General features: G+C 71.6%; 21 protein-coding genes. 6 read left to right on the top strand and 15 right to left on the bottom strand.

Features of this window, described 5'->3' with window-relative positions:
- Positions 1-138 precede the first annotated feature (138 nt).
- Positions 139-1,653, bottom strand: a complete 1,515-nt coding sequence (locus OIU81_RS28195) for a hypothetical protein (protein ID WP_329152240.1) — start codon at positions 1,651-1,653, stop codon at positions 139-141.
- 221 nt (positions 1,654-1,874) lie between these two features.
- Here OIU81_RS28195 and OIU81_RS28190 point away from each other — a divergent pair, with 221 nt between their 5' ends.
- The 3 genes from OIU81_RS28190 (at position 1,875) to dapA (ending at position 5,106) form a co-directional block, all read left to right on the top strand.
- A complete protein-coding gene (locus OIU81_RS28190; RefSeq protein ID WP_329152237.1) occupies positions 1,875-3,713 on the top strand; it encodes an endonuclease/exonuclease/phosphatase family protein in 1,839 nt (612 codons plus the stop codon).
- Between the two features lie 126 nt (positions 3,714-3,839).
- On the top strand, positions 3,840-3,989 hold the full coding sequence (locus OIU81_RS28185; RefSeq protein WP_167511565.1) for a hypothetical protein: 150 nt from the start codon (positions 3,840-3,842) through the stop codon (positions 3,987-3,989).
- 151 nt (positions 3,990-4,140) lie between these two features.
- Positions 4,141-5,106, top strand: coding sequence for a 4-hydroxy-tetrahydrodipicolinate synthase (gene dapA, locus OIU81_RS28180; protein ID WP_329152233.1), 966 nt, complete (start codon positions 4,141-4,143; stop codon positions 5,104-5,106).
- Here dapA and OIU81_RS28175 read toward each other — a convergent pair.
- From OIU81_RS28175 to OIU81_RS28120, 12 genes are all read right to left on the bottom strand, one after another.
- Entirely contained in the window at positions 5,018-5,992 is a 975-nt protein-coding gene (locus OIU81_RS28175; protein ID WP_329152230.1) for an EI24 domain-containing protein, read from the bottom strand. The genes dapA and OIU81_RS28175 overlap by 89 nt on opposite strands.
- 130 nt (positions 5,993-6,122) lie before the next feature.
- Complete coding sequence (gene dapD / locus OIU81_RS28170; protein ID WP_329152229.1) at positions 6,123-7,136, bottom strand: 2,3,4,5-tetrahydropyridine-2,6-dicarboxylate N-succinyltransferase; 1,014 nt, start codon at positions 7,134-7,136, stop codon at positions 6,123-6,125.
- A gap of 121 nt (positions 7,137-7,257) precedes the next feature.
- Entirely contained in the window at positions 7,258-7,821 is a 564-nt protein-coding gene (locus OIU81_RS28165; protein WP_329152228.1) for a TetR/AcrR family transcriptional regulator, read from the bottom strand.
- Positions 7,821-8,141 (bottom strand): DMT family transporter, encoded by a 321-nt coding sequence (locus OIU81_RS28160; RefSeq protein WP_329152227.1) that lies wholly within the window; start codon positions 8,139-8,141, stop codon positions 7,821-7,823. Before OIU81_RS28160 ends, OIU81_RS28165 begins: the two co-directional genes overlap by 1 nt.
- A gap of 125 nt (positions 8,142-8,266) precedes the next feature.
- Positions 8,267-8,602 (bottom strand): metal-sulfur cluster assembly factor, encoded by a 336-nt coding sequence (locus OIU81_RS28155; protein WP_033270552.1) that lies wholly within the window; start codon positions 8,600-8,602, stop codon positions 8,267-8,269.
- Complete coding sequence (gene sufU, locus OIU81_RS28150) at positions 8,599-9,057, bottom strand: Fe-S cluster assembly sulfur transfer protein SufU (RefSeq protein WP_329152225.1); 459 nt, start codon at positions 9,055-9,057, stop codon at positions 8,599-8,601. Before sufU ends, OIU81_RS28155 begins: the two co-directional genes overlap by 4 nt.
- Before the next feature lie 54 nt (positions 9,058-9,111).
- Positions 9,112-10,368 carry a cysteine desulfurase gene (locus tag OIU81_RS28145; protein ID WP_329152224.1) on the bottom strand — a complete coding sequence of 419 codons (1,257 nt, stop codon included), beginning with the start codon at positions 10,366-10,368 and terminating at the stop codon, positions 9,112-9,114.
- On the bottom strand, positions 10,365-11,129 hold the full coding sequence (gene sufC / locus OIU81_RS28140; protein WP_329152223.1) for a Fe-S cluster assembly ATPase SufC: 765 nt from the start codon (positions 11,127-11,129) through the stop codon (positions 10,365-10,367). Before sufC ends, OIU81_RS28145 begins: the two co-directional genes overlap by 4 nt.
- Before the next feature lie 7 nt (positions 11,130-11,136).
- The gene (locus OIU81_RS28135) at positions 11,137-11,454 is read right to left on the bottom strand and encodes a non-heme iron oxygenase ferredoxin subunit (protein ID WP_329152222.1); all 318 of its coding nucleotides are present in this window, start codon (positions 11,452-11,454) and stop codon (positions 11,137-11,139) included.
- Complete coding sequence (gene sufD, locus OIU81_RS28130) at positions 11,451-12,671, bottom strand: Fe-S cluster assembly protein SufD (RefSeq protein WP_329152221.1); 1,221 nt, start codon at positions 12,669-12,671, stop codon at positions 11,451-11,453. The genes OIU81_RS28135 and sufD overlap by 4 nt, the downstream gene beginning before the upstream one ends.
- Positions 12,672-12,742: 71 nt before the next feature.
- Entirely contained in the window at positions 12,743-14,164 is a 1,422-nt protein-coding gene (gene sufB, locus OIU81_RS28125) for a Fe-S cluster assembly protein SufB (protein WP_329152220.1), read from the bottom strand.
- Positions 14,161-15,030, bottom strand: a complete 870-nt coding sequence (locus tag OIU81_RS28120; RefSeq protein ID WP_329152218.1) for a helix-turn-helix transcriptional regulator — start codon at positions 15,028-15,030, stop codon at positions 14,161-14,163. Before OIU81_RS28120 ends, sufB begins: the two co-directional genes overlap by 4 nt.
- 290 nt (positions 15,031-15,320) lie before the next feature.
- On the opposite strand from OIU81_RS28120, the gene OIU81_RS28115 reads away from it, so the two are divergent.
- From OIU81_RS28115 to OIU81_RS28105, 3 genes are all read left to right on the top strand, one after another.
- On the top strand, positions 15,321-16,283 hold the full coding sequence (locus tag OIU81_RS28115; RefSeq protein WP_329152216.1) for an ABC transporter ATP-binding protein: 963 nt from the start codon (positions 15,321-15,323) through the stop codon (positions 16,281-16,283).
- Positions 16,280-17,068: an ABC transporter permease gene (locus OIU81_RS28110; protein ID WP_329152214.1), complete on the top strand. Its 789-nt coding sequence runs from the start codon at positions 16,280-16,282 to the stop codon at positions 17,066-17,068. Before OIU81_RS28115 ends, OIU81_RS28110 begins: the two co-directional genes overlap by 4 nt.
- A gap of 121 nt (positions 17,069-17,189) precedes the next feature.
- Positions 17,190-18,194 (top strand): COX15/CtaA family protein, encoded by a 1,005-nt coding sequence (locus tag OIU81_RS28105; protein WP_329152213.1) that lies wholly within the window; start codon positions 17,190-17,192, stop codon positions 18,192-18,194.
- Here OIU81_RS28105 and OIU81_RS28100 read toward each other — a convergent pair.
- Together OIU81_RS28100 and OIU81_RS28095 are read right to left on the bottom strand one after the other, a co-directional pair.
- Positions 18,167-19,213 carry an amidohydrolase gene (locus OIU81_RS28100; protein WP_329152211.1) on the bottom strand — a complete coding sequence of 349 codons (1,047 nt, stop codon included), beginning with the start codon at positions 19,211-19,213 and terminating at the stop codon, positions 18,167-18,169. The two genes, OIU81_RS28105 and OIU81_RS28100, sit on opposite strands and share 28 nt — an antisense overlap.
- Before the next feature lie 131 nt (positions 19,214-19,344).
- A complete protein-coding gene (locus tag OIU81_RS28095) occupies positions 19,345-19,725 on the bottom strand; it encodes a hypothetical protein (protein WP_329152209.1) in 381 nt (126 codons plus the stop codon).
- Positions 19,726-19,742 lie beyond the last annotated feature (17 nt).

Raw genomic sequence — 19,742 nt, 5'->3', positions numbered from 1 at the left:
CGGCGTCGAACTCCAGTTGAACGCCGCGCGACATCCAGGAAGCAGTTGGGGCCGGTCCGGCGGACCGGGCCGGGCGGGCCCTGATCCGCCGGACCGGCCCCCGCGGTGCGTCACGCACCGCCCGGCCGCCGGCGCGGCTCAGTCCGACTGGCGCGAGCGCGCCTTGAACGCGGCCTTACGGGCCTCCTTGGCGGCCTTCTTGTCCGGGTGCAGCCGGCCCATGGCCTCCAGGACGTCGGCGGTGGCCGGGTGGTCCACCCGCCAGGCCGTCTCGAAGAAGCCGCTGTGCTGGTCGGTCAGGCCCTGGATCAGCTCGCGCAGTTCGCCGGCGGCCTCCTCGTCGGCGCTGTCGAGCTGCGCCGCGATGGTGTCCACCGTCAGCCAGAAGATCATCTCCTGGGACGGCTCGGGGATGCCGGGCAGCGCGCGCTCGGCGAGCCAGACCCGGGCCAGGCCGCCGAGCTGCCGGTCGTCGAGCACCTCGCGCAGCGCCTCCTCGGCGTCCGGGGAGACCAGGGAGAGGGTCTGCTGGGTGGCGAGCCGGCGGCGCGGGGCGCCCTCGTCGTCGCCCCGGGCCGCGGCGAGCAGGTCCCGCGCGGCGTCCCGAGGCGTACGGGCGGCGAGCCACCGCTCGGACTCGGCCTGGGCGAGCGGCTCGGGGTAGTCGGGCAGCGCCTCCAGGAGGACGTCGGCGCCCTTGTCGGTGAGGTCGCCAACGGCCGGGGCGTGCACCCCCGCGTCCAGCATCCGGGCGCGGACGGCGTAGACGCCGAGCGGGGTGAGGCGGACCAGGCCGTAGCGGGAGACGTCCTCGTCCGTGAGCGACTCGGCGGCGGGGGTCGCCGGCGCGCCGTCCGGCAGAACCATCTCGCCGTCCTCGTCGAGCTCCTCGATGAGCGCCTCGTCGACGGGCTGGTAGGCGACCAGACCGATCGGCTCCAGCACCCGGAACTGGTCGTCCAGGCGCATCATCGCCTCGGAGACCTCTTCGAGGATGTCGTCGGTGGGCTCGTCCATGTCCTCCGGGACGATCATGGAGGCGGCCAGCGCGGGGAGCGGAACCGCCTGGTCGGGGTGCTCGTTCAGGGCCGTGAGCAGGTAGAGGTTGCCGAGGATGCCGTCCAGCAGCTCGGCCTCCTCCTCCGGGTTCCAGTCGATCGCGTCCAGGTCCAGCTCGCCGCCCTGGGTGAGCTGGTCGGCGAGGTCGGCGAGGTCGGGGGCGGCCGCGTCGGCGAGCACGGTCTCCATGCCGCCGAGCCAGATGTCGAGGACATCCTGCGGGCTGCCGGAGGTGAGCAGGCTCAGCTCCTCGCCGGGGGTGGCGGTGCCGGCCGCGGCGTTGTCGGGCAGCTCGGTGCCGTCCTCGTCGTCGGGGACCTCCTCGATCTCCACGAGTCCGGTGTCCACGGCCAGCTGCCAGGCCTCGGCGGTGTACGCGGGGCCGTCCTCGTCGCCGGCCAGGCCGAGGTGCTCGGTGGCGGCGGCCAGCGGCTCCTGGAGGATCTCGCCGCCCACCCCGACCGGGACGCCCCGCTCGGCCCAGCGGGCGAGCTGTGCGGCCCGGGCCATCAGCGGGGCGCTCAGTGCGTCCCGGGCCAGCTCCGCTTCGGAGTGCAGCCGCACCGGCGGCAGGGTGGGACGGTCTGCGGACATCGGGTGCTCAGCTCCTCGGACGGACTACGGGCTCATGCGCCGCCCAAGCGTAGACGGAATTCTCCGGATCTCGGACGGTTCACCCCCGCGCCCCCCGCCGGTCACCGGAAGAGGCTTGACAACTCCCGTGCGTACACAAGAGATTGACGCGCGTAGCGCGCCGGTTACCGCTCCGTAGGCTCGCTGCGCCGACCACCCCCCATCACCCCTCGGAGGCATGCATGCCGTCCCGTCGTTCGCTCCGCAGGCCACTCGCCCTCAGTGCGGTGGCCTGTGCCGCCCTGGCCGGCGGACTGCTGACCACCACGCAGTCCGCCTCCGCGGCCGGCACCCGGATCCACGACATCCAAGGCAGCACCCGAATATCCCCGCTGGCCGGGCAGCAGGTCAGCGAGGTGCCGGGCACGGTCACCGCGATCCGCTCGTTCGGCTCGGCCCGCGGCTTCTGGGTGCAGGACCCGCACCCGGACAAGGACCCCGCCACCAGCGAGGCGGTCTTCGTCTTCACCGGCAAGGAGACGCCGAAGGTCGCCGTCGGCGACGCGATCACGTTCTCCGGCACGGTCAGCGAGTACTACCCGGGCGGCAAGGACGCCGGTCTGCAGTCCGTCACCGAGATCACCGGTGCGACCTGGAAGACGGTCTCCTCCGACGCCCCGCTGCCGGCCGCCTTCAAGCTCAACGCGGCCTCGGTGCCGAATCGTTACGCCCCCTCCGCCGGCGGCAAGAGCATCGAGTCGCTGAAGCTGCGCCCCTCCTCGTACGCCCTGGACCGCTACGAGTCGCTGGAGGGCATGCGGGTCGCGGTCTCGGGCGCCCCGGTCGTCGGCCCGACCAACAGCTACCACGAGCTGTGGGTGACCGCCGAGCCCCGCCACGACCGCACGACCCGCGGCGGGACGCTCTACCGCTCGTACGCGGACCCCAACGGCGGCCGGCTCAAGGTGGCGTCGCTGATCCCGTTCTCGCAGCAGCCGTTCCCGGTGGCCGATGTCGGCCAGGCGCTGACCGGCACCACCGCCGGTCCGCTGGACTACGACAACTTCGGCGGCTACACCCTGCAGGCCACCGAGCTGGGCAAGGTCACCGACCACGGCCCGGCGCCGGAGACCACCCGCAAGCAGAAGTCCGACGAGCTGGCGGTGGCCACCTACAACGTCGAGAACCTCTCCCCCGCCACCCCGCAGACCAAGTTCGACCGGCTGGCCAAGGCGCTGGTTGCCAACCTGTCCGGCCCCGACGTCGTGGCGCTGGAGGAGGTCCAGGACGACAGCGGCCCCAAGGACAACGGGGTGGTCACCGCCGGGGAGACCCTCAAGAAGCTGACCGACGCCATCAAGGCGGCCGGCGGCCCGGCGTACGAGTCGCGGCAGATCGACCCGGTCAACGACCAGGACGGCGGCCAGCCCGGCGGCAACATCCGCACCGCGTTCCTGTTCAACCCCGACCGGGTGTCGTTCACCGACATCAAGGGCGGCGACGCCACCACCCCGGTGAAGGTGGTCGGCGACCACGCCAAGACCACGCTGTCCGCGTCCCCCGGCCGGATCGCCCCGACCGACGAGGCGTGGAAGGACAGCCGCAAGCCCCTCGTCGGCCAGTTCTCACTGAAGAGCCGCCCGGGCAGCCGCGTCTTCGTGATCGCCAACCACTTCAACTCCAAGGGCGGCGACCAGGGCCTGGACAGCCGTTTCCAGCCGCCGGCGCGGAGCTCGGAGACCCAGCGCACCGGCCAGGCCAAGCTGGTCAACGGCTTCGTCAAGGAGCTGCTGGCCAAGGACCCGAAGGCCGGTGTCGTGGTGGCCGGTGACCTCAACGACTACCAGTTCTCGCCGGCCCTGAAGGACCTCACCGCCGGCGGTGTGCTCACCGACCAGGTCAACCGGCTGCCGGCCGCCGAGCGTTACGGCTACGTCTACAGCGGCAACTCCCAGGTGCTGGACCACATGCTCACCAGCCGCCCGCTGACCAGGGCCGACTACGACATCGTGCACATCAACGCCGAGTACGCCGACCAGGCCAGCGACCACGACCCGCAGGTGCTGCGCATCCGCCCCTGAGCCCCGCGCCGCGTCACCCCGCGTAACACTCCCGTCACTCGCCCGGCCCACGTCCGGGGGCCGACTGCCGCCGGGGGTGCGGTACTGGGCACGTAAGAAAAGTTCGGCGAGACATAGGGAGTCATCATGCCGAAGTCCCAGAACCGAAAGTCGGGCAACAAGGACCGTGCCGCGGAGCGGCGCGCCGACCAGCGGAAGCCGAAGTCGTCGGAGGAGTCCGCTTCCGAGCGGACCCAGGACCTGAAGCGTTCGCGGAATGGCCTGACTGACGCGTGATGGGCCTGTGATGCCCGAGCGGCCGTCGCACCGAAGGTGCGGCGGCCGCTCCGCGTTCCCGGCCGCCGCCCGGAACCTCGCAGCAATGCTTAACGAATCACCCAGAACAACTCACTGGACGTGAAATATGAGGCGCCCCCAGACTCCTGGCATGACCACCGTGACCCACCCCCTCACCCCCCGGGCGGCCGCGCCGCCCTTCGGCCGCACGGCGACCGCCATGATCACCCCGTTCACCGCCGACGGGGAGCTCGACACCGACGGCGCACAGCGGCTCGCCACCCACCTCGTCGACGACGGCGGCTGCGACGCCCTGGTGCTGAGCGGCACCACCGGGGAGTCCCCGACCACGACGGACGCCGAGAAGGAGACCCTGCTGCGGGCCGTCGTCGAGGCCGTCGGGGACCGCGCGAAGATCACCACCGGGGTGGGCACCAGCGACACCCGGCACACCGTCGCGCTGGCCCGCAGCGCCGAACGGGCGGGCGCACACGGCCTGTTGGTGGTCACGCCCTACTACTCACGGCCCACCCAGGAGGCCGTCACCCAGCATCTGCGGACGGTCGCGGACGCCACCGGGCTGCCGGTGATGCTCTACGACATCCCGGGCCGCACCGGCACCGCGCTGACCGCCGCCACCCTGCTGCGGCTGGCCGCCCACCCACGGATCGCCGCGGTCAAGGACTGCGGCAACGACCTGTTGAAGTCGGCGAAGGTCCTGGCCGCGACGGGCCTGGCCTACTACGCGGGCTGCGACGAGCAGATCCTGCCGCTGCGCGCCCTCGGCGGCGCCGGCTGCGTCAGCACCGCCGGCAATGCCGCGCCACGGGCGGTGTGCGCCGTCCTGGACGCCTACGACGCCGGCGACACCGCCGGGGCGGCCCGCCGGCAGCTCGCCCTGGTCCCCCTCATCGAGGCGGTGACCGGCGGCGAGACGCCCGGCACGGTCACCGCGAAGGCACTGCTGAACCACCTCGGTCTGCCCGCGGGGCCGGTCCGCGGCCCGCTGCTGGCGGCGGACGCCGCGCTCACCAGCCGGCTGGTGGACGCCCTGCGGACGACCCTGGACCGGACGGCGGATACGGATACCGCGGTGCCTGCGGCTGTCCCTGGTTAGGCGGGAAGGAAGCGGGCGCCGGCCCGAAGCCGCCCTGCGCACCCGGCTGCCCGGACGCACCGCCCTGCGGTCCATAGGGCGCCCCGGCCAGGTCCGGGCCGGCCGCGCCCTCCTCCCGCTCCCGCTCCCGGTCCGGGGCCGGCTCGGTGCCGTCCGGCACCAGCTCCCGTACCAGCAGCGTCGCCCCAGCCACCGCGCCCGGCATCAGCACCACCGCGACGAAGGGGATCAGGAACAGCAGCACGACGGGGGTGCCGAAGCCGACGGCGAGCCCCTTGCGTCCCCGCAGCAGCCGCAGCCGCTCGCGCACCGGGATCTCGCGGCGCTGCATGGCCACCGAGGTCAGCTCGACGGCGAGGAAGAAGCCGGAGACACAGAAGCCGACGGCGGGGATCACGGTCTGCCCGAGGAACGGCACGAAGCCGAGGACGAACAGCAGGATCCCGAAGCCGGCGGCCCGCAGCAGCACATGCACGCTGTCGCGCAGCGCGATCCAGATCTCCTGCCACAGCGGCCGGTCCGGGTCCGGCGGACAGTGCCCCTCGGACTCCTCGACGGCCCGGGACAGCGACTCGTAGAAGGGGTCGCCGATCAGCAGGGTGACGGCGGTGAACGTCAGCACCGACAGCGTCAGCCCGCCGGCGAAGAGCAGCGCCACGAACACCCCGCGCAGCAGCCCCTGCCAGGGCTCGCCCCAGCCGTCGGCGAACGGCGTCGCCCAGGCCGCGATGTCACCGGACCAGAGGGCGAGTGCGGTGAGCACCCCCGCATACAGCACCAGGGCGATCAGCGCCGGAATCAGCCCGAATCCCCACCAGCGGCCGTGCTGGGCGACCCAGCGCTGGCCCTTGCCCAGATACCGCATCCCCGCTACAAGATCACGCATGGCGCAAAGCCTATCGGCGCCCGTCCGGGAGCGGGACGGCGGTGGACGGCGGTGGGCCGCGGCGGACCGAGGGCGGCAGCGCCGACGGCCCAGCGGGGGTCCGCCGGGCCGTCGGTGGTGCCGTCCGCGCTCAGTTGTGGCTGTGCAGGACCTCGTTGAGGCCGCCCCAGGTCGCCTTGTTCGGGCGGGCCTCGACGGCGCCGGTGGTGGAGTTGCGGCGGAAGAGGATGTGGTCCGCGCCGGAGAGCTCCAGGGCCTTGACGATCTGGCCGTCGGGCAGGGTGACCCGGGTGCCCGCGGTCACATACAGACCGGCCTCGACGACACACTCGTCGCCCAGCGCGATCCCGATGCCCGACTCGGCGCCGAGCAGGCAGCGCTCGCCGACCGAGATGATCTGCTTGCCACCGCCGGACAGGGTGCCCATGGTGGAGGCGCCGCCGCCGATGTCGGAGCCGTCGCCGATGACCACGCCCGCGCTGATCCGGCCCTCGACCATGGAGGTGCCCAGCGTCCCGGCGTTGAAGTTGACGAAGCCCTCGTGCATGACGGTGGTGCCGGCCGCGAGGTGGGCGCCCAGGCGCACCCGGTCGGCGTCCGCGATCCGCACCCCGGCGGGCGCGACGTAGTCGGTCATCCGCGGGAACTTGTCGATGCTGGTGACCATCAGGTGCAGCCCCTCGGCGCGGGCGTTGAGCCGCACCGTCTCCACCTGGTCGACGGCCACCGGGCCCAGCGAGGTCCAGGCGGCGTTGGACAGCAGGCCGAACATGCCCTCCAGGTTCTGCCCGTGCGGCTTGACCAGCCGGTGGCTGAGCAGGTGGAGGCGCAGATAGGCGTCGTGCGCGTCCAGCGGCTTGTCGTCGAGGGAGGCGATGACCGTACGGACGGCGACGACCTCGACCTGGCGGACCGGGTCAGGGCCGATCGCCTTGAGCACGGTGGCGCCCAGCAGCTCGGTGGCGCGCGCGTCGTCGAGGTGCTCGGTGCCGGCCGGGCCGAGGTCCGCGGCGGACGCGGCGACCAGCTCGGGCGCCGGGAACCAGGTGTCGAGAACGGTGCCGTCGGGGGTGACGGTGGCGAGCCCGGCGGCCACGGCGCCGGTCGTACGGGAAGAAGCAGCGGAAACAGCAGCATCGGTCATGCTCGAAACCTAACCGGAGGGCGCCCGCCGAGGCGAACCGGTCTCAGCGACCGGGCCCGGACCCGCGGCCGCCCCACCGGCCCCGCGGGCCGCACGAGTACCAGCCGCACGCGCCGCCCGGTCAGCCCGCCCACCGGCCGGCCGGCCGGCTCAGCACCCCGGCCAGCCCGTCCCGCACCACGGCGGGTTCGAAGGGCGCTCCGGTCAGCAGATGCTGCAACAGCAGCCCGTCGGTGAAGGCCACCACGGCGCGCGCGGTCCGCTCGTCACCGATCCGCCGCCCCAGCAGCCGCACCATCTCCTCCAGGCACTCGGCGGCGATCGGCCGCACCGCCGCGTGCCGCAGCGCCGCCAGATACAACTCGTACTCCAGCTCCACCCGCGAGCGGTCGCCGGTCAGGGTGTCTTCCACCAGCCGCGCGACCTCCTCGGCCAGCGGCACCGCCGGATCGAGCCCGTCCACCCAGCGCGCGAAGTCGGCCAGCCACTCGCCGTTGACCTGCCGCAGCGCGGCGCTCAGCAGCTCGTCCAGGGTCGCGAAGTGGTAGGTGGTCGAGCCGAGCGGTACATCCGCCGCGGCGGCCACCGCCCGATGACTGAGCCCGGCGATCCCGCGCGCGCCGACCACCTCGATCGCCGCGTCGATGATCCGCTGCCGCCGGCCGGGGTCGTAACGCCGCGGCATCAGTGCGCCCCGCCCAGATTCAGCACCACGACCCCGGCGATGACCAGCAGCACCCCGAAAATCTTGAGCACACTCGTGGTCTCCCCCAGGAACACCATCCCGATCACGGCGATCAGCGCCGTGCCGGCCCCGGCCCAGATGGCGTACGCGGTCCCGACGCTCATCGACTTGAGCGCCTGCGCCAGCAGCACAAAGGCGAAGAGATAGCCCACCCCCGTGCACACCGACGGCCACAGCTTGCTGAAGCCGTCGCTGTACTTCATCGCGGTCGTCGCGAGCACCTCGGACAGAATCGCGCCGGCAAGCATCAGAGAGGCCATGCGTACGAGCGTACACAACGTTGCGTACGGGCGTACATATGCGTGCGGCGGGCCCGGAACGCCGAAACGGCCGTGCCCGCCAGTGGTGGCTGGCGGGCACGGCCGTTTTGCTCGGGGAGATCTCGTCAGACGTTGAAGCCCAGCGCGCGGAGCTGCTCGCGGCCGTCGTCGGTGATCTTGTCCGGGCCCCACGGGGGCATCCAGACCCAGTTGATCTTCAGTTCGTTGACGATGCCGTCCGTGGCGGACTTCGCCTGGTCCTCGATGACGTCGGTCAGCGGGCAGGCCGCGGAGGTCAGCGTCATGTCGATGGTGGCGATGTTGGCGTCGTCGATGTGGATGCCGTAGATCAGCCCCAGGTTGACGACATCGATGCCCAGCTCGGGGTCCACGACGTCGTACAACGCCTCGCGGACCTCTTCCTCCGAGGCCGGCTTGGTGGTGGTCGGGGTGTCGGTCATGCGGTCTTCGCCTCCTCGGAGAGGGCCTTGGCCGTGGCGTCCTTCCAGGCCATCCAGCTGAGCAGGGCGCACTTCACGCGCGCCGGGTATTTGGAGACGCCGGCGAACGCCACCGCGTCCTCCAGGATCTCCTCCATCGCGTCATCCGGCTCCACCTGGCCCTTGGACTGCATCAGCTCCAGGAACGTCTCCTGGATCTTCTGCGCGTCCCCGAGCTGCTTGCCCACCAGGAGCTCGTTGAGCACCGAGGCGCTGGCCTGGCTGATGGAGCAGCCCTGTCCCTCGTAGGACACGTCCACGATCGTCGCGCCGTCGAGCCGCACGCGCAGCGTGATCTCGTCGCCGCACGTGGGGTTGACATGGTGCACCTCGGCGTCGCCGTCCCGAAGACCGCGCCCGTGCGGGTGCTTGTAGTGGTCCAGGATGACGTCCTGGTACATGGAATCCAGCTTCACGGCTCAGTCAGTCCTCGTCCTCATCCGCTGTGCTTGGTAACCGGCTGTGTCTGTTTAACCGAAGAAGTTGCGGACGTGCTCCAGGCCCTCGACCAGGGTGTCGACCTCGGCGGGGGTGGAGTACAGATAGAACGACGCTCGCGTGGTCGCAGGAATTCCGTAGCGCAGGCAGACCGGCCGTGCGCAGTGGTGGCCCACCCGCACCGCGATGCCCTGCTCGTCCAGCACCTGGCCCACGTCGTGCGGATGGATGTCGCCGAGCGTGAAGGAGAGCGTCGCCCCGCGGTCCTCGGCCGTGCTCGGGCCGATGATGCGCAGGTCGGGGACCTCCAGCAGCCGCTTGACGGCGTACTCGGTGATCGCGTGCTCATGCGCGGCGATGTTGTCCATGCCGATCGAGGTGAGGTAGTCCACGGCCGCGCCGAGGCCGACGGCCTGGGCGATCGGGGGCGTACCGGCCTCGAACTTGTGCGGCGCGGGCGCATACGTCGAGGAATGCATCGAGACGGTCTCGATCATCTCGCCGCCACCGAGGAACGGCGGGAGGTCCTCCAGCAGCTCCTGGCGGCCCCACAGGACGCCGATGCCGGTCGGGCCGCACATCTTGTGGCCGGTGAAGGCCACGAAGTCGGCCTGCAGCGCCTGGACGTCCAGCACCATGTGCGGGGCGGCCTGCGAGGCGTCAATGCAGACCAGCGCGCCGACCTCCTGGGCCCGGCGGATGATCGTCTCGACCGGGTTGATGGTGCCCATGATGTTGGAGACCAGCGTGAAGGAGACGATCTTCGTCCGCTCGGTGATGATCTCGTCGATGTTGGACAGGTCGAGGCGGCCGTCGTCGGTGATGCCGAACCACTTCAGCTTCGCGCCGGTGCGCTGCGCGAGCAGCTGCCACGGGACGATGTTGGAGTGGTGCTCCATCTCCGTGATGACGATCTCGGTCTCGCGGTCCACGCGGTAGGGCTCGTCGGCCCAGCCGAGCATGTTGGCCACGAGGTTGAGCGACTCCGAGGCGTTCTTGGTGAAGATCACCTCGTTGCGGCTCGGCGCGTTGATGAAAGCGGCCACCTTGTCGCGGGCACCTTCGTACAGCGCCGTGGCCTCCTCGGCGAGCACATGCACGCCGCGGTGGACGTTGGCGTTGTGACGTTCGTAGTAGGCGTTCAGGGAGTCGAGGACCTGACGCGGCTTCTGCGAGGTCGCCGCGTTGTCCAGGTACACGATCTTCTTCCCGTCGTGGACCTGGCGGTCCAGAAGGGGGAAGTCCTTACGGATCGCCTCTGTGTCGAGGAGGCCCGGCAGCTGTGTCACGCGGTTGCGCCACCCTTCGTGTACTCCTCGTAGCCCTCGGCCTCGAGCTTGTCCGCGAGCTCGGCGCCGCCGGACTCGGCGATCCGGCCGTTGGCGAAGACGTGGACGCGGTCGGGCTTGATGTAGCGCAGGATGCGCGTGTAGTGGGTGATCAGCAGGGTGCCGACCTCGCCGGTCTCGCGGACGCGGTTGACGCCCTCGGAGACGGTGCGCAGCGCGTCGACGTCCAGGCCGGAGTCCGTCTCGTCGAGGATCGCGATGGCGGGCCTCAGCAGCTCCAGCTGAAGGATCTCGTGGCGCTTCTTCTCACCGCCGGAGAAGCCCTCGTTGACGTTGCGCTCCGCGAAGGCGGGGTCCATCTGGAGCCGCTCCATGGCCTCCTTGACCTCCTTGACCCACAGCCGCAGCTTGGGGGCCTCGCCGCGGATCGCGGTCGCGGAGGTGCGCAGGAAGTTGGAGACCGAGACGCCGGGCACCTCGACCGGGTACTGCATGGCGAGGAAGACGCCGGCACGGGCGCGCTCGTCGACGGACATCTCCAGGACGTTCTCGCCGTCGAGGGCGACGGTGCCGCCGGTGATCGTGTACTTGGGGTGACCCGCGAGGGAGTAGGCGAGGGTCGACTTGCCGGAGCCGTTGGGGCCCATGATGGCGTGCGTCTCGCCCTGCTTCACGGTCAGGTCGACGCCCTTCAGGATCTCGCGCGGGCCGTTCTCGGCCTCGACGGAGACGTGCAGGTCGTGGATCTCAAGCGTTGCCATGGGGAACTCAGGACTCCTGGGTGACGGAGACGAGCACGTCGTCCCCTTCGATCTTGACGGGGTAAACGGGGACGGGGCGCGTCGCGGGAAGGCCGTTCGGCTTGCCGGTGCGCAGGTCGAAGCTCGAACCGTGCAGCCAGCACTCGATCGAGCAGTCCTCGACCTCCCCCTCGGAGAGGGAGACGTTGGCATGCGAGCAGATGTCGTTGATCGCGAACACCTCGCCCGCGGTGCGGACCAGGGAGACGGGCGTGCCGTCGAGCTCCACCCGCTTGGGGGTGTCCTCTTCCAGCTCGCTCAGCGCCGCCGCGCGTACGTAGGTCATGCCGCGGACGCTTCCAGCTCGGCCTCGATCTTGGTCATCAGACGCTCTTCGACGTCCGGGAGACCGATCTGCTGGACCAGTTCGGCGAAGAAGCCGCGGACGACCAGCCGGCGGGCCTCGTCGGCCGGGATGCCGCGGGCCATCAGGTAGAACAGCTGCTCGTCGTCGAAACGGCCGGTGGCCGAGGCGTGTCCGGCGCCGACGATCTCGCCGGTCTCGATCTCCAGGTTGGGGACCGAGTCGACCCGCGCGCCGTCGGTGAGGACGAGGTTGCGGTTGAGCTCGTAGGTGTCCGTGCCGGTGGCCGACGCCTGGATGAGGACGTCGCCGATCCAGACCGCGTGGGCGTCCTGGCCCTGGAGCGCGCCCTTGTAGACCACGTGCGAGCGGCAGTTGGGCGCCTCGTGGTCGACGAAGAGGCGGTGCTCCTGGTGCTGGCCCTGCTCGGTGAAGTACAGACCGTAGAACTCGGCCTCGCCGCCGGGGCCCGCGTAGGTGACGCGCGGGTGCAGCCGGACGAGGTCGCCGCCGAAGGTGACCACCACGGACTTGAAGGTGGCGTCCCGGCCGACGAGGGCGTTGTGCTGGCCGACGTGGACGGCGGCGTCGTCCCAGTCCTGGACGGAGACGACGGTCAGCTTGGCGCCGTCGCCGAGGAGGTAGTCGACATTGGCGCCGAGCACCGCGTCGCCGGTGTGGTCGATGACGACGACCGCCTCGGCGAACGCGCCGAGCTCGACGACCTGGTGGCCGTAGGTCGTGCCGCCCTCACCGTGCACGGTGATCCGGATGGGCTCGGTCAGCACGGTCTCCTTGGGGACCGAGATCACCGAGGCCTTCTCGAAGGAGCTGTACGCCTGGGCGGCGACCCGGTCCACGGGCTTGCCGGCCTTGCCGACCCGCGGGTCGGAGCGGTCGACCAGCTGGTGGGTGACACCCTCCGGAGCCGTGATGTCGATCTTCAGGTCGGGACCGCCGGCCACGGCGCTGCCGTCGTGCAGACCCTTCAGACGCGCGAGGGGCGTGAAGCGCCACTCCTCCTCGCGGCCGTGCGGCACCGGGAAGTCCGCCACGTCGTAGGACGGCGGGGCGCTCATCCGGGTGGCGACGGTGGACTCCGCGGCCACCGCGAGGGCGCCCGTGGTCGTGGATCCCGCCGGTGGGGGTCCCCCCGCCCGAGCGGAGCCGGGAGTGGGGGAGTTCTGAGCCTCAGCCATGGCTGTCGTCTAGCTCGCTTTCTTGAAGAGGTCGCTGCCTCGTGAATCCGTTGCTGCCCGGTGGCCGGCGGTCAGCCGACCGCGCCTTCCATCTGCAGCTCGATCAGCCGGTTGAGCTCCAGGGCGTACTCCATCGGCAGCTCACGGGCGATCGGCTCGACGAAGCCGCGCACGATCATCGCCATGGCCTCGAACTCCGTCAGGCCGCGCGCCATCAGGTAGAAGAGCTGGTCCTCGCTGACCTTGGAGACGGTCGCCTCGTGGCCCATGGAGACGTCGTCCTCGCGGACGTCGACGTAGGGGTAGGTGTCCGAGCGGGAGATGGTGTCCACCAGCAGGGCGTCACACAGCACGTTGGACTTGGAGCCCGCGGCGCCCTCGCCGATCTCGACCAGACCGCGGTAGGAGGTGCGGCCGCCGCCTCGCGCCACCGACTTGGAGACGATGTTGGAGGAGGTGTTCGGCGCCATGTGGACCATCTTGGAGCCGGCGTCCTGGTGCTGCCCCTCGCCCGCGAAGGCGATGGACAGGGTCTCGCCCTTGGCGTGCTCCCCCATGAGGTAGACCGCCGGGTACTTCATCGTCACCTTGGAGCCGAGGTTGCCGTCGACCCACTCCATGGTCGCGCCCTCGTAGGCGACGGCGCGCTTGGTGACCAGGTTGTAGACGTTGTTCGACCAGTTCTGGATGGTCGTGTAGCGGCAGCGGCCGCCCTTCTTCACGATGATCTCGACGACCGCGGAGTGCAGCGAGTCCGACTTGTAGATCGGCGCCGTGCAGCCCTCGACGTAGTGGACGTAGGCGTCCTCGTCGACGATGATCAGCGTCCGCTCGAACTGGCCCATGTTCTCCGTGTTGATCCGGAAGTAGGCCTGCAGCGGGATGTCGACGTGGACACCCTTGGGGACGTAGATGAACGAGCCGCCGGACCACACCGCGGTGTTCAGCGACGCGAACTTGTTGTCACCGACCGGGATGACCGTGCCGAAGTACTCCTGGAAGAGCTCCGGGTGCTCCTTGAGGGCGGTGTCGGTGTCCAGGAACAGGACGCCCTGCTCCTCCAGGTCCTCGCGGATCTGGTGGTAGACGACCTCGGACTCGTACTGCGCGGCGACACCGGCGACCAGGCGCTGCTTCTCCGCCTCGGGGATGCCGAGCTTGTCGTAGGTGTTCTTGATGTCCTCGGGCAGGTCCTCCCAGGAGGCGGCCTGCTTCTCGGTGGAGCGGACGAAGTACTTGATGTTGTCGAAGTCGATGCCCGACAGGTCCGAGCCCCAGTTCGGCATGGGCTTCTTGTCGAACAGCTTCAGGCCCTTGAGGCGGAGCTTGAGCATCCACTCCGGCTCGCTCTTCTTCGCCGAGATGTCGCGGACGACGGCCTCGGAGAGCCCGCGCTTCGCCGAAGCGCCGGCCACGTCGGAGTCGGCCCAGCCGTATTCGTACTTGCCCAGGCCCTCGAGCTCAGGGTGAGCAGTCTCCGTGGGGAGCGTCATGCGGGGTTCCTCCCGGCCGTGCTGGCAGATGCTGTGGTGGTCTTGGTGGTACGTGGCGTGCGGTGAGCGGCCTTGCCGGCGCCGGCCTTCGGGACGAAGGTCGTGCACACCCCGTCGCCATGGGCGATGGTGGCCAGCCGCTGTACATGGGTCCCGAGCAATCGGGAGAAGACCTCGGTCTCCGCCTCGCACAGCTGCGGATACCGCTCGGCGACATGGGCGACCGGGCAGTGGTGCTGGCAGAGCTGTTCACCGAGCTGGGGATTGGGCGCGCTGCGCGCCGTAGCAGCGTACCCGTCCGCGGTCAATGCCTTCGCCAGGGCCTCGGTACGGGCTTCCGGCTCGGCGGCCTCGACCGCCGTGCGGTAGCCCTCGGCCTGGGCGTCGAGCCGGGCGCGGGCGAAGGCCGCGACGGCCGCCTCGCCCTCCACGCCGCCGCCCGCGCTCTGCGCGATCCAGCGCAGCGCCTCGGTGGCGAGCTGGTCGTAGGCCTGGTCGAAGGCGTCCCGTCCGCAGTCGGTGAGGGCGAAGGCCCGGGCCGGACGGCCGCGGCCGCGGGTGCCGTAGACCCGCTTCTCGCGGGGCTCGACGACGCCGTCAGCGGCCAGCGCGTCCAGATGACGGCGGACGGCCGCCTGGGTCAGCTCCAGCCGGAGGGCCAGCTCGGCCGCGGTGGACGGACCGTGATCGAGAATGGAGCGGGCGACCTTGTTGCGGGTGCCCTGCTGTTCGTCGTGCGGCGCCGTGGGGGGCACGGCGCCGGCGGCGCGGCCCCCGACCTGCTCGGGCGCGGAGGCGGCCGGCCCGGCGGTCCGCTCGACCGCAGGCCCTTCCTGACCTTGATTGCCCTCGCTCGCGTATTTCACAACGCCATTGTTGCGTAATTCGCCAAAGCGAGACAAGCCTCGTCCGGATCACGGACGGGTGGCCTCTATCACTTAGGTTCACCTAATTCAAGTACCTGCTGAGCCCCTCGAAAGCCCCGGCGACCTGCGACGCGACGGACCTGACGGACGCCGGCCCACAGGGGCGCAAAGGGGCGCACAGGCCGGCGAAAATAGTGCCGCCGCGCACCGCCGGATTGCGTACCCCGGCGCCTTTTGGCACCGACGCCCCCATTGATGAGCGCCCTGCCACTCTCCGTAGACTGCCCGGCATGCCCAGCACCTCTCCGGGGGGCGACCCCCGGCCCCCTGGCCGAGAGCCCGCCGTCGAGGTCGTCGGCCTGGTCAAGCGCTACGGCCCCAAGACCGCCGTCGACGGACTCGATCTGCTCGTCGAGCGCGGCGGGGTGACCGCCGTGCTCGGCCCCAACGGCGCCGGCAAGACCACCACCGTCGAGACCTGCGAGGGCTACCGCCGCCCGGACGCCGGCCGCGTCCGGGTGCTGGGCCTGGACCCGGTCGCCGACGCCGCGGCGCTGCGGCCGCGCATCGGGGTGATGCTGCAGTCCGGCGGCGTCTACGCGGGCGCCCGGGCCGAGGAGATGCTGCGGCACACCGCCACCCTGCACGCCGACCCCCTCGACGTGGGCATGCTGATCGAGCGGCTCGGCCTGGGCAGCTGCGGCCGGACGCCCTACCGGCGGCTCTCCGGCGGCCAGCAGCAGCGCCTGGCGCTGGCGATGGCCGTGGTCGGCCGCCCCGAACTGGTCTTCCTCGACGAGCCGACGGCCGGGCTGGACCCGCAGGCCCGGCACGCCACCTGGGACCTCGTACGGGAGCTGCGCGCCGACGGCGTCAGCACCGTGCTGACCACCCACTTCATGGACGAGGCCGAGCAGCTCGCCGACGATGTGTCGATCATCGACGGCGGCCGGGTGATCGCCCGGGGCACCCCGGACGAACTGTGCCGCGGCGGCGCCGAGAACAGCCTGCGCTTCACCGGCCGGCCGGGCCTCGACATCGCCTCGCTCCTCAAGGCGCTGCCCGCGGACAGCGCCGCCGCGGAGCCGGTCTCCGGCGTCTACCGGGTACACGGCAAGGTCAACCCCCAACTACTGGCCACCGTCGCCTCCTGGTGCGCCCAGAACGGTGTGATGCCCGACGCGATAGCCGTCGAACGCCACACCCTGGAGGACGTCTTCTTGGAGTTGACCGGCAGGGAGCTGCGCGCATGACCACGACCGAAACCGGTGCCGCCGCCGGCACGTTCACCCCGAAGCCCGGCGCGGCGCCGCTGTCCCGGATGATCCGGGCGCAGGCGGCGCTGGAGACCCGGATGCTGCTGCGCAACGGCGAGCAGCTGCTGCTGACCGTCGTCATCCCCACGCTGCTGCTGGTGCTGTTCTCCGCCGTCGACATCGTCGACACCGGGTCCGGCAAGCCGGTGGACTTCCTCGCGCCGGGTGTCCTCGCGCTGGCCGTGCTGTCCACGGCGTTCACGGGCCAGGCCATCGCCACCGGCTTCGAGCGCCGCTACGGCGTCCTCAAGCGGCTCGCCGTCTCCCCGCTCCCCCGCTGGGCGCTGATGACCGCCAAGACCGGCGCGGTGCTGGTCACCGAGATCCTGCAGACCGTGCTGCTGACGGTGATCGCCCTCGCGCTGGGCTGGTCCCCGCAGGGCGGCCCGGTGCCGGTGCTGCTGCTGCTCGTCCTCGGTACGGCCGCCTTCTCGGGCCTGGGTCTCCTCATGGCGGGGACGCTGAAGGCCGAGGCGACACTGGCCGCCGCCAACCTGGTCTTCCTGCTGCTGCTGGTCGGCGGCGGGGTGATCGTGCCGCTCACGAAGTTCCCGGCGGCGGCGCAGTCCGTCCTGCAGTTCCTGCCCGTCTCCGCCCTGTCGGACGGCCTGCGGGACGTCCTCCAGCACGGCGCCGGGATGCCGTGGACCGACCTGGGGATCCTCGCCGTATGGGCGGTCCTCGGGCTGGGCGCGGCGGCGAAGTTCTTCCGCTGGGAGTAGCCGGGGGCCGTGGGACCGGGGGCGGGCTGCCGCCTTCGGCCCACAGAACCGCGGTGGCCCAGGACGGCGCCGGGACCCCCCTCGTGAAAACTTGCACAAGGCCCGTCCTACGATGTCTCCCGTGCCGAACACGCTGAATCCCCTTGAGCTGATCGCCCGCCGCTGGCAGCCCTCTGCGGTCTTTGTGCGGCGGGCCGCGCTGGCCGCCGTCGTGATGGCCGTGATCATCGTCGTCACGGGCGGCGCGGTCCGGCTCTCCCAGTCCGGACTGGGCTGCTCGACCTGGCCCAAGTGCACCCCGGACAGCCTGACGCCGACCGCCGCCATGGGTATCAACGGCCTCATCGAGTTCGGCAACCGCATGCTGACCTATGTGCTGTGCGCGGTCGTCGGGCTGTTCATCATCGCCGCCCGCGCCCGCCACCCCCGGCGCCGCCCGCTGACCCGCCTGGGCTGGGCCCAGTTCTGGATCGTCATGAGCAATGCCGTCGTCGGCGGCATCACGGTCCTGACCGGCCTCAACCCGTACATCGTCAGCGCGCACTTCCTGGCGTCCACGGGTCTGCTCACCGTCGCCGTCCTGACCTGGAAGCGGGCGAGTGAGGGCGACGAGGAGCCGCGTGACCTGGTGGCCCGCCCGGTGCGGCAGCTGGCGTGGCTGCTGGTGGCGGCGTCCGCCGCGCTCACCGTCATCGGCACGGTCGTCACCGGCGCGGGGCCGCACGCGGGCGATGCCCGCAAGGTCCACCGGATCGCGGTGGACTGGCAGGAGATCACCCAGCTGCACGTCGACTTCGTCTACCTCGTCATCGGCCTGACCGTCGCCCTGTGGTTCACACTGCGCGCCGTCAAGGCGCCGGCCGCCCCCCGCCGCGCGGTCCTGGAGCTGTTCGTCTGCCTCGCCGCGCAGGGCGTCATCGGCTACGTCCAGTACTTCACGGGCCTGCCGGCGTTCGTCATCGGGCTGCACATGCTGGGCTCGGCCCTGGTGTGGATCTGTGTGCTGCGGGTGGCCATGTCGCTGCGCGACCGTGGTCCGCTCCCGGAGGAGGAGCCCGGCGCGCCCGCCTCCTCGGACGCGCACGAGGCGTCCGGCCCTCAGATGGCCGCCGCGTCCAGCCGGTAGACCCGGCGCGCGGTCCCCGACCCCACCATCTCCGTGATCCGCCGCCCGTCCCCGGCGCCGCACAGCCCCTCGTCGGTCCACTCCCGTACGAGCCGGCCCATGGCGCGGAGGAAGAACCGGGCGGCGGTGACGTACAGCTCGGGCAGCCCGCGGGCGCCGGAGGAGAACAGCAGCTTGCCGAACGGCGCCTGACCGAGCGTGTCCTCGGGGCGGGGCCCGGCGTCCGCGTACACATGGGTGTGCAGCGCGGCGAGCTGCGCCGCCCGCCGGTGGTGCGGTGCGGCCGGCAGCAGGACGAGATCCGGGCCGATACCGGCCGTGGCCCGCAAAAACGCCGCCAGGGGCGCGGGATCGTGGCAGTGCAGCTGCACCGGCAGGCCGGTCGCCACCGCGCTCCACAGCAGATGCCGCAGGAGGACGGGCTCGCCGAGCCGCTCCCCGGGGCGGCGGCCGCGCAGCCAGCGGTCCGCGACGCGCCGTACCTCACCGGCCTCGGGGGCGTGGCCGTCGCAGTGGGTGGCCCCGGAGGCGAAGGCGGTGGCGTGCTGGGCCGCGGCGTAGAGGGCCTCGGCGGTGTAGCCGAGGAAGGAGTCGACGCTGCCGGAGGTGTCGGCGACCTGCTCGGCGAGCGGTTCGAGCCGGACGACCTCGTGCGCGGGGGCCTCGGCGGCGGTGGCGAGCTCGGTGGCCGAGGTCAGGTCGCTGGGGGCGCCGGCCTCCAGCAGGAACGTGCCGATGCCGCAGCCGCGCAGCAGCATCCGTCCGGCGCGGTAGGCCCCGACCTCGCGTCTGCGGGCGAGGTAGCGGGCCGGCGAGCACTGGGGTTCCAGGCCGAGCAGCGGGGGGCACCAGCGGCGTATCGCCAGGCCGGTGACGGTGTCGAAGTAGCTGGTGCCGGCCGGTGCCGGGCCCTGGGCACCGACGGCGGCGGCGAGGTGGGTCTCGAAGGAGCCGAGTCCGAGCTCGCCGTGCACCGCGCCGTGGCTGTACTGATCGATGAGCGGTGGAGATCCGTCCATCCGCCCTCCTCGCCGTGAGCCCGCCGGGCGTGGCCCGAGCGCCGCGCCCGGTGGCCTAACGGACGGAGGGGTGGCGAGGTAGCGGGCTCCGCGTCCGGCGTGCGCTCCGGCGCGCGGCGCCCGGGCCCCGGTCAGGCGTTGGCCGGGCCGCCCACCTGGATGCCCGCCATCCGGGACCACTCGTAGCGGCCGGTGCGGACCCGGGCGGCGAGGTCGCCCTCGAAGTCGTCCTGAAGCGTGAGGCCGGCCCGCTCGGCGGCCTCCTTGGCGATGGCCGCGTCGTCGGCGACGAGGTTGCCCCACTCGCCGTTGGCCCCGACGAGGGCGATCCGGATGCGGCCGCGGCCGATGTGCGCGAGCTGGCCTTCGGCGCTGCCGCCGTGGGTGGCGGCGAAGGCGCGGATCTCCCGGGCCAGCTTGGCCGTGCGCCGGCCGGCCCGCTTCCCGGCGGCTGCGCCGCCCGCCGTCTCCACCTGCTCGTCCGCCTGCTGGGTGTCTGCCATGAACAGCATGCTACCCGCGAGTACGG

The sequence above is a fragment of the Streptomyces sp. NBC_01454 genome (genome assembly GCF_036227565.1).
GTDB lineage: Bacteria > Actinomycetota > Actinomycetes > Streptomycetales > Streptomycetaceae > Streptomyces.
This window is presented reverse-complemented; position numbering and strand designations above follow the sequence as displayed.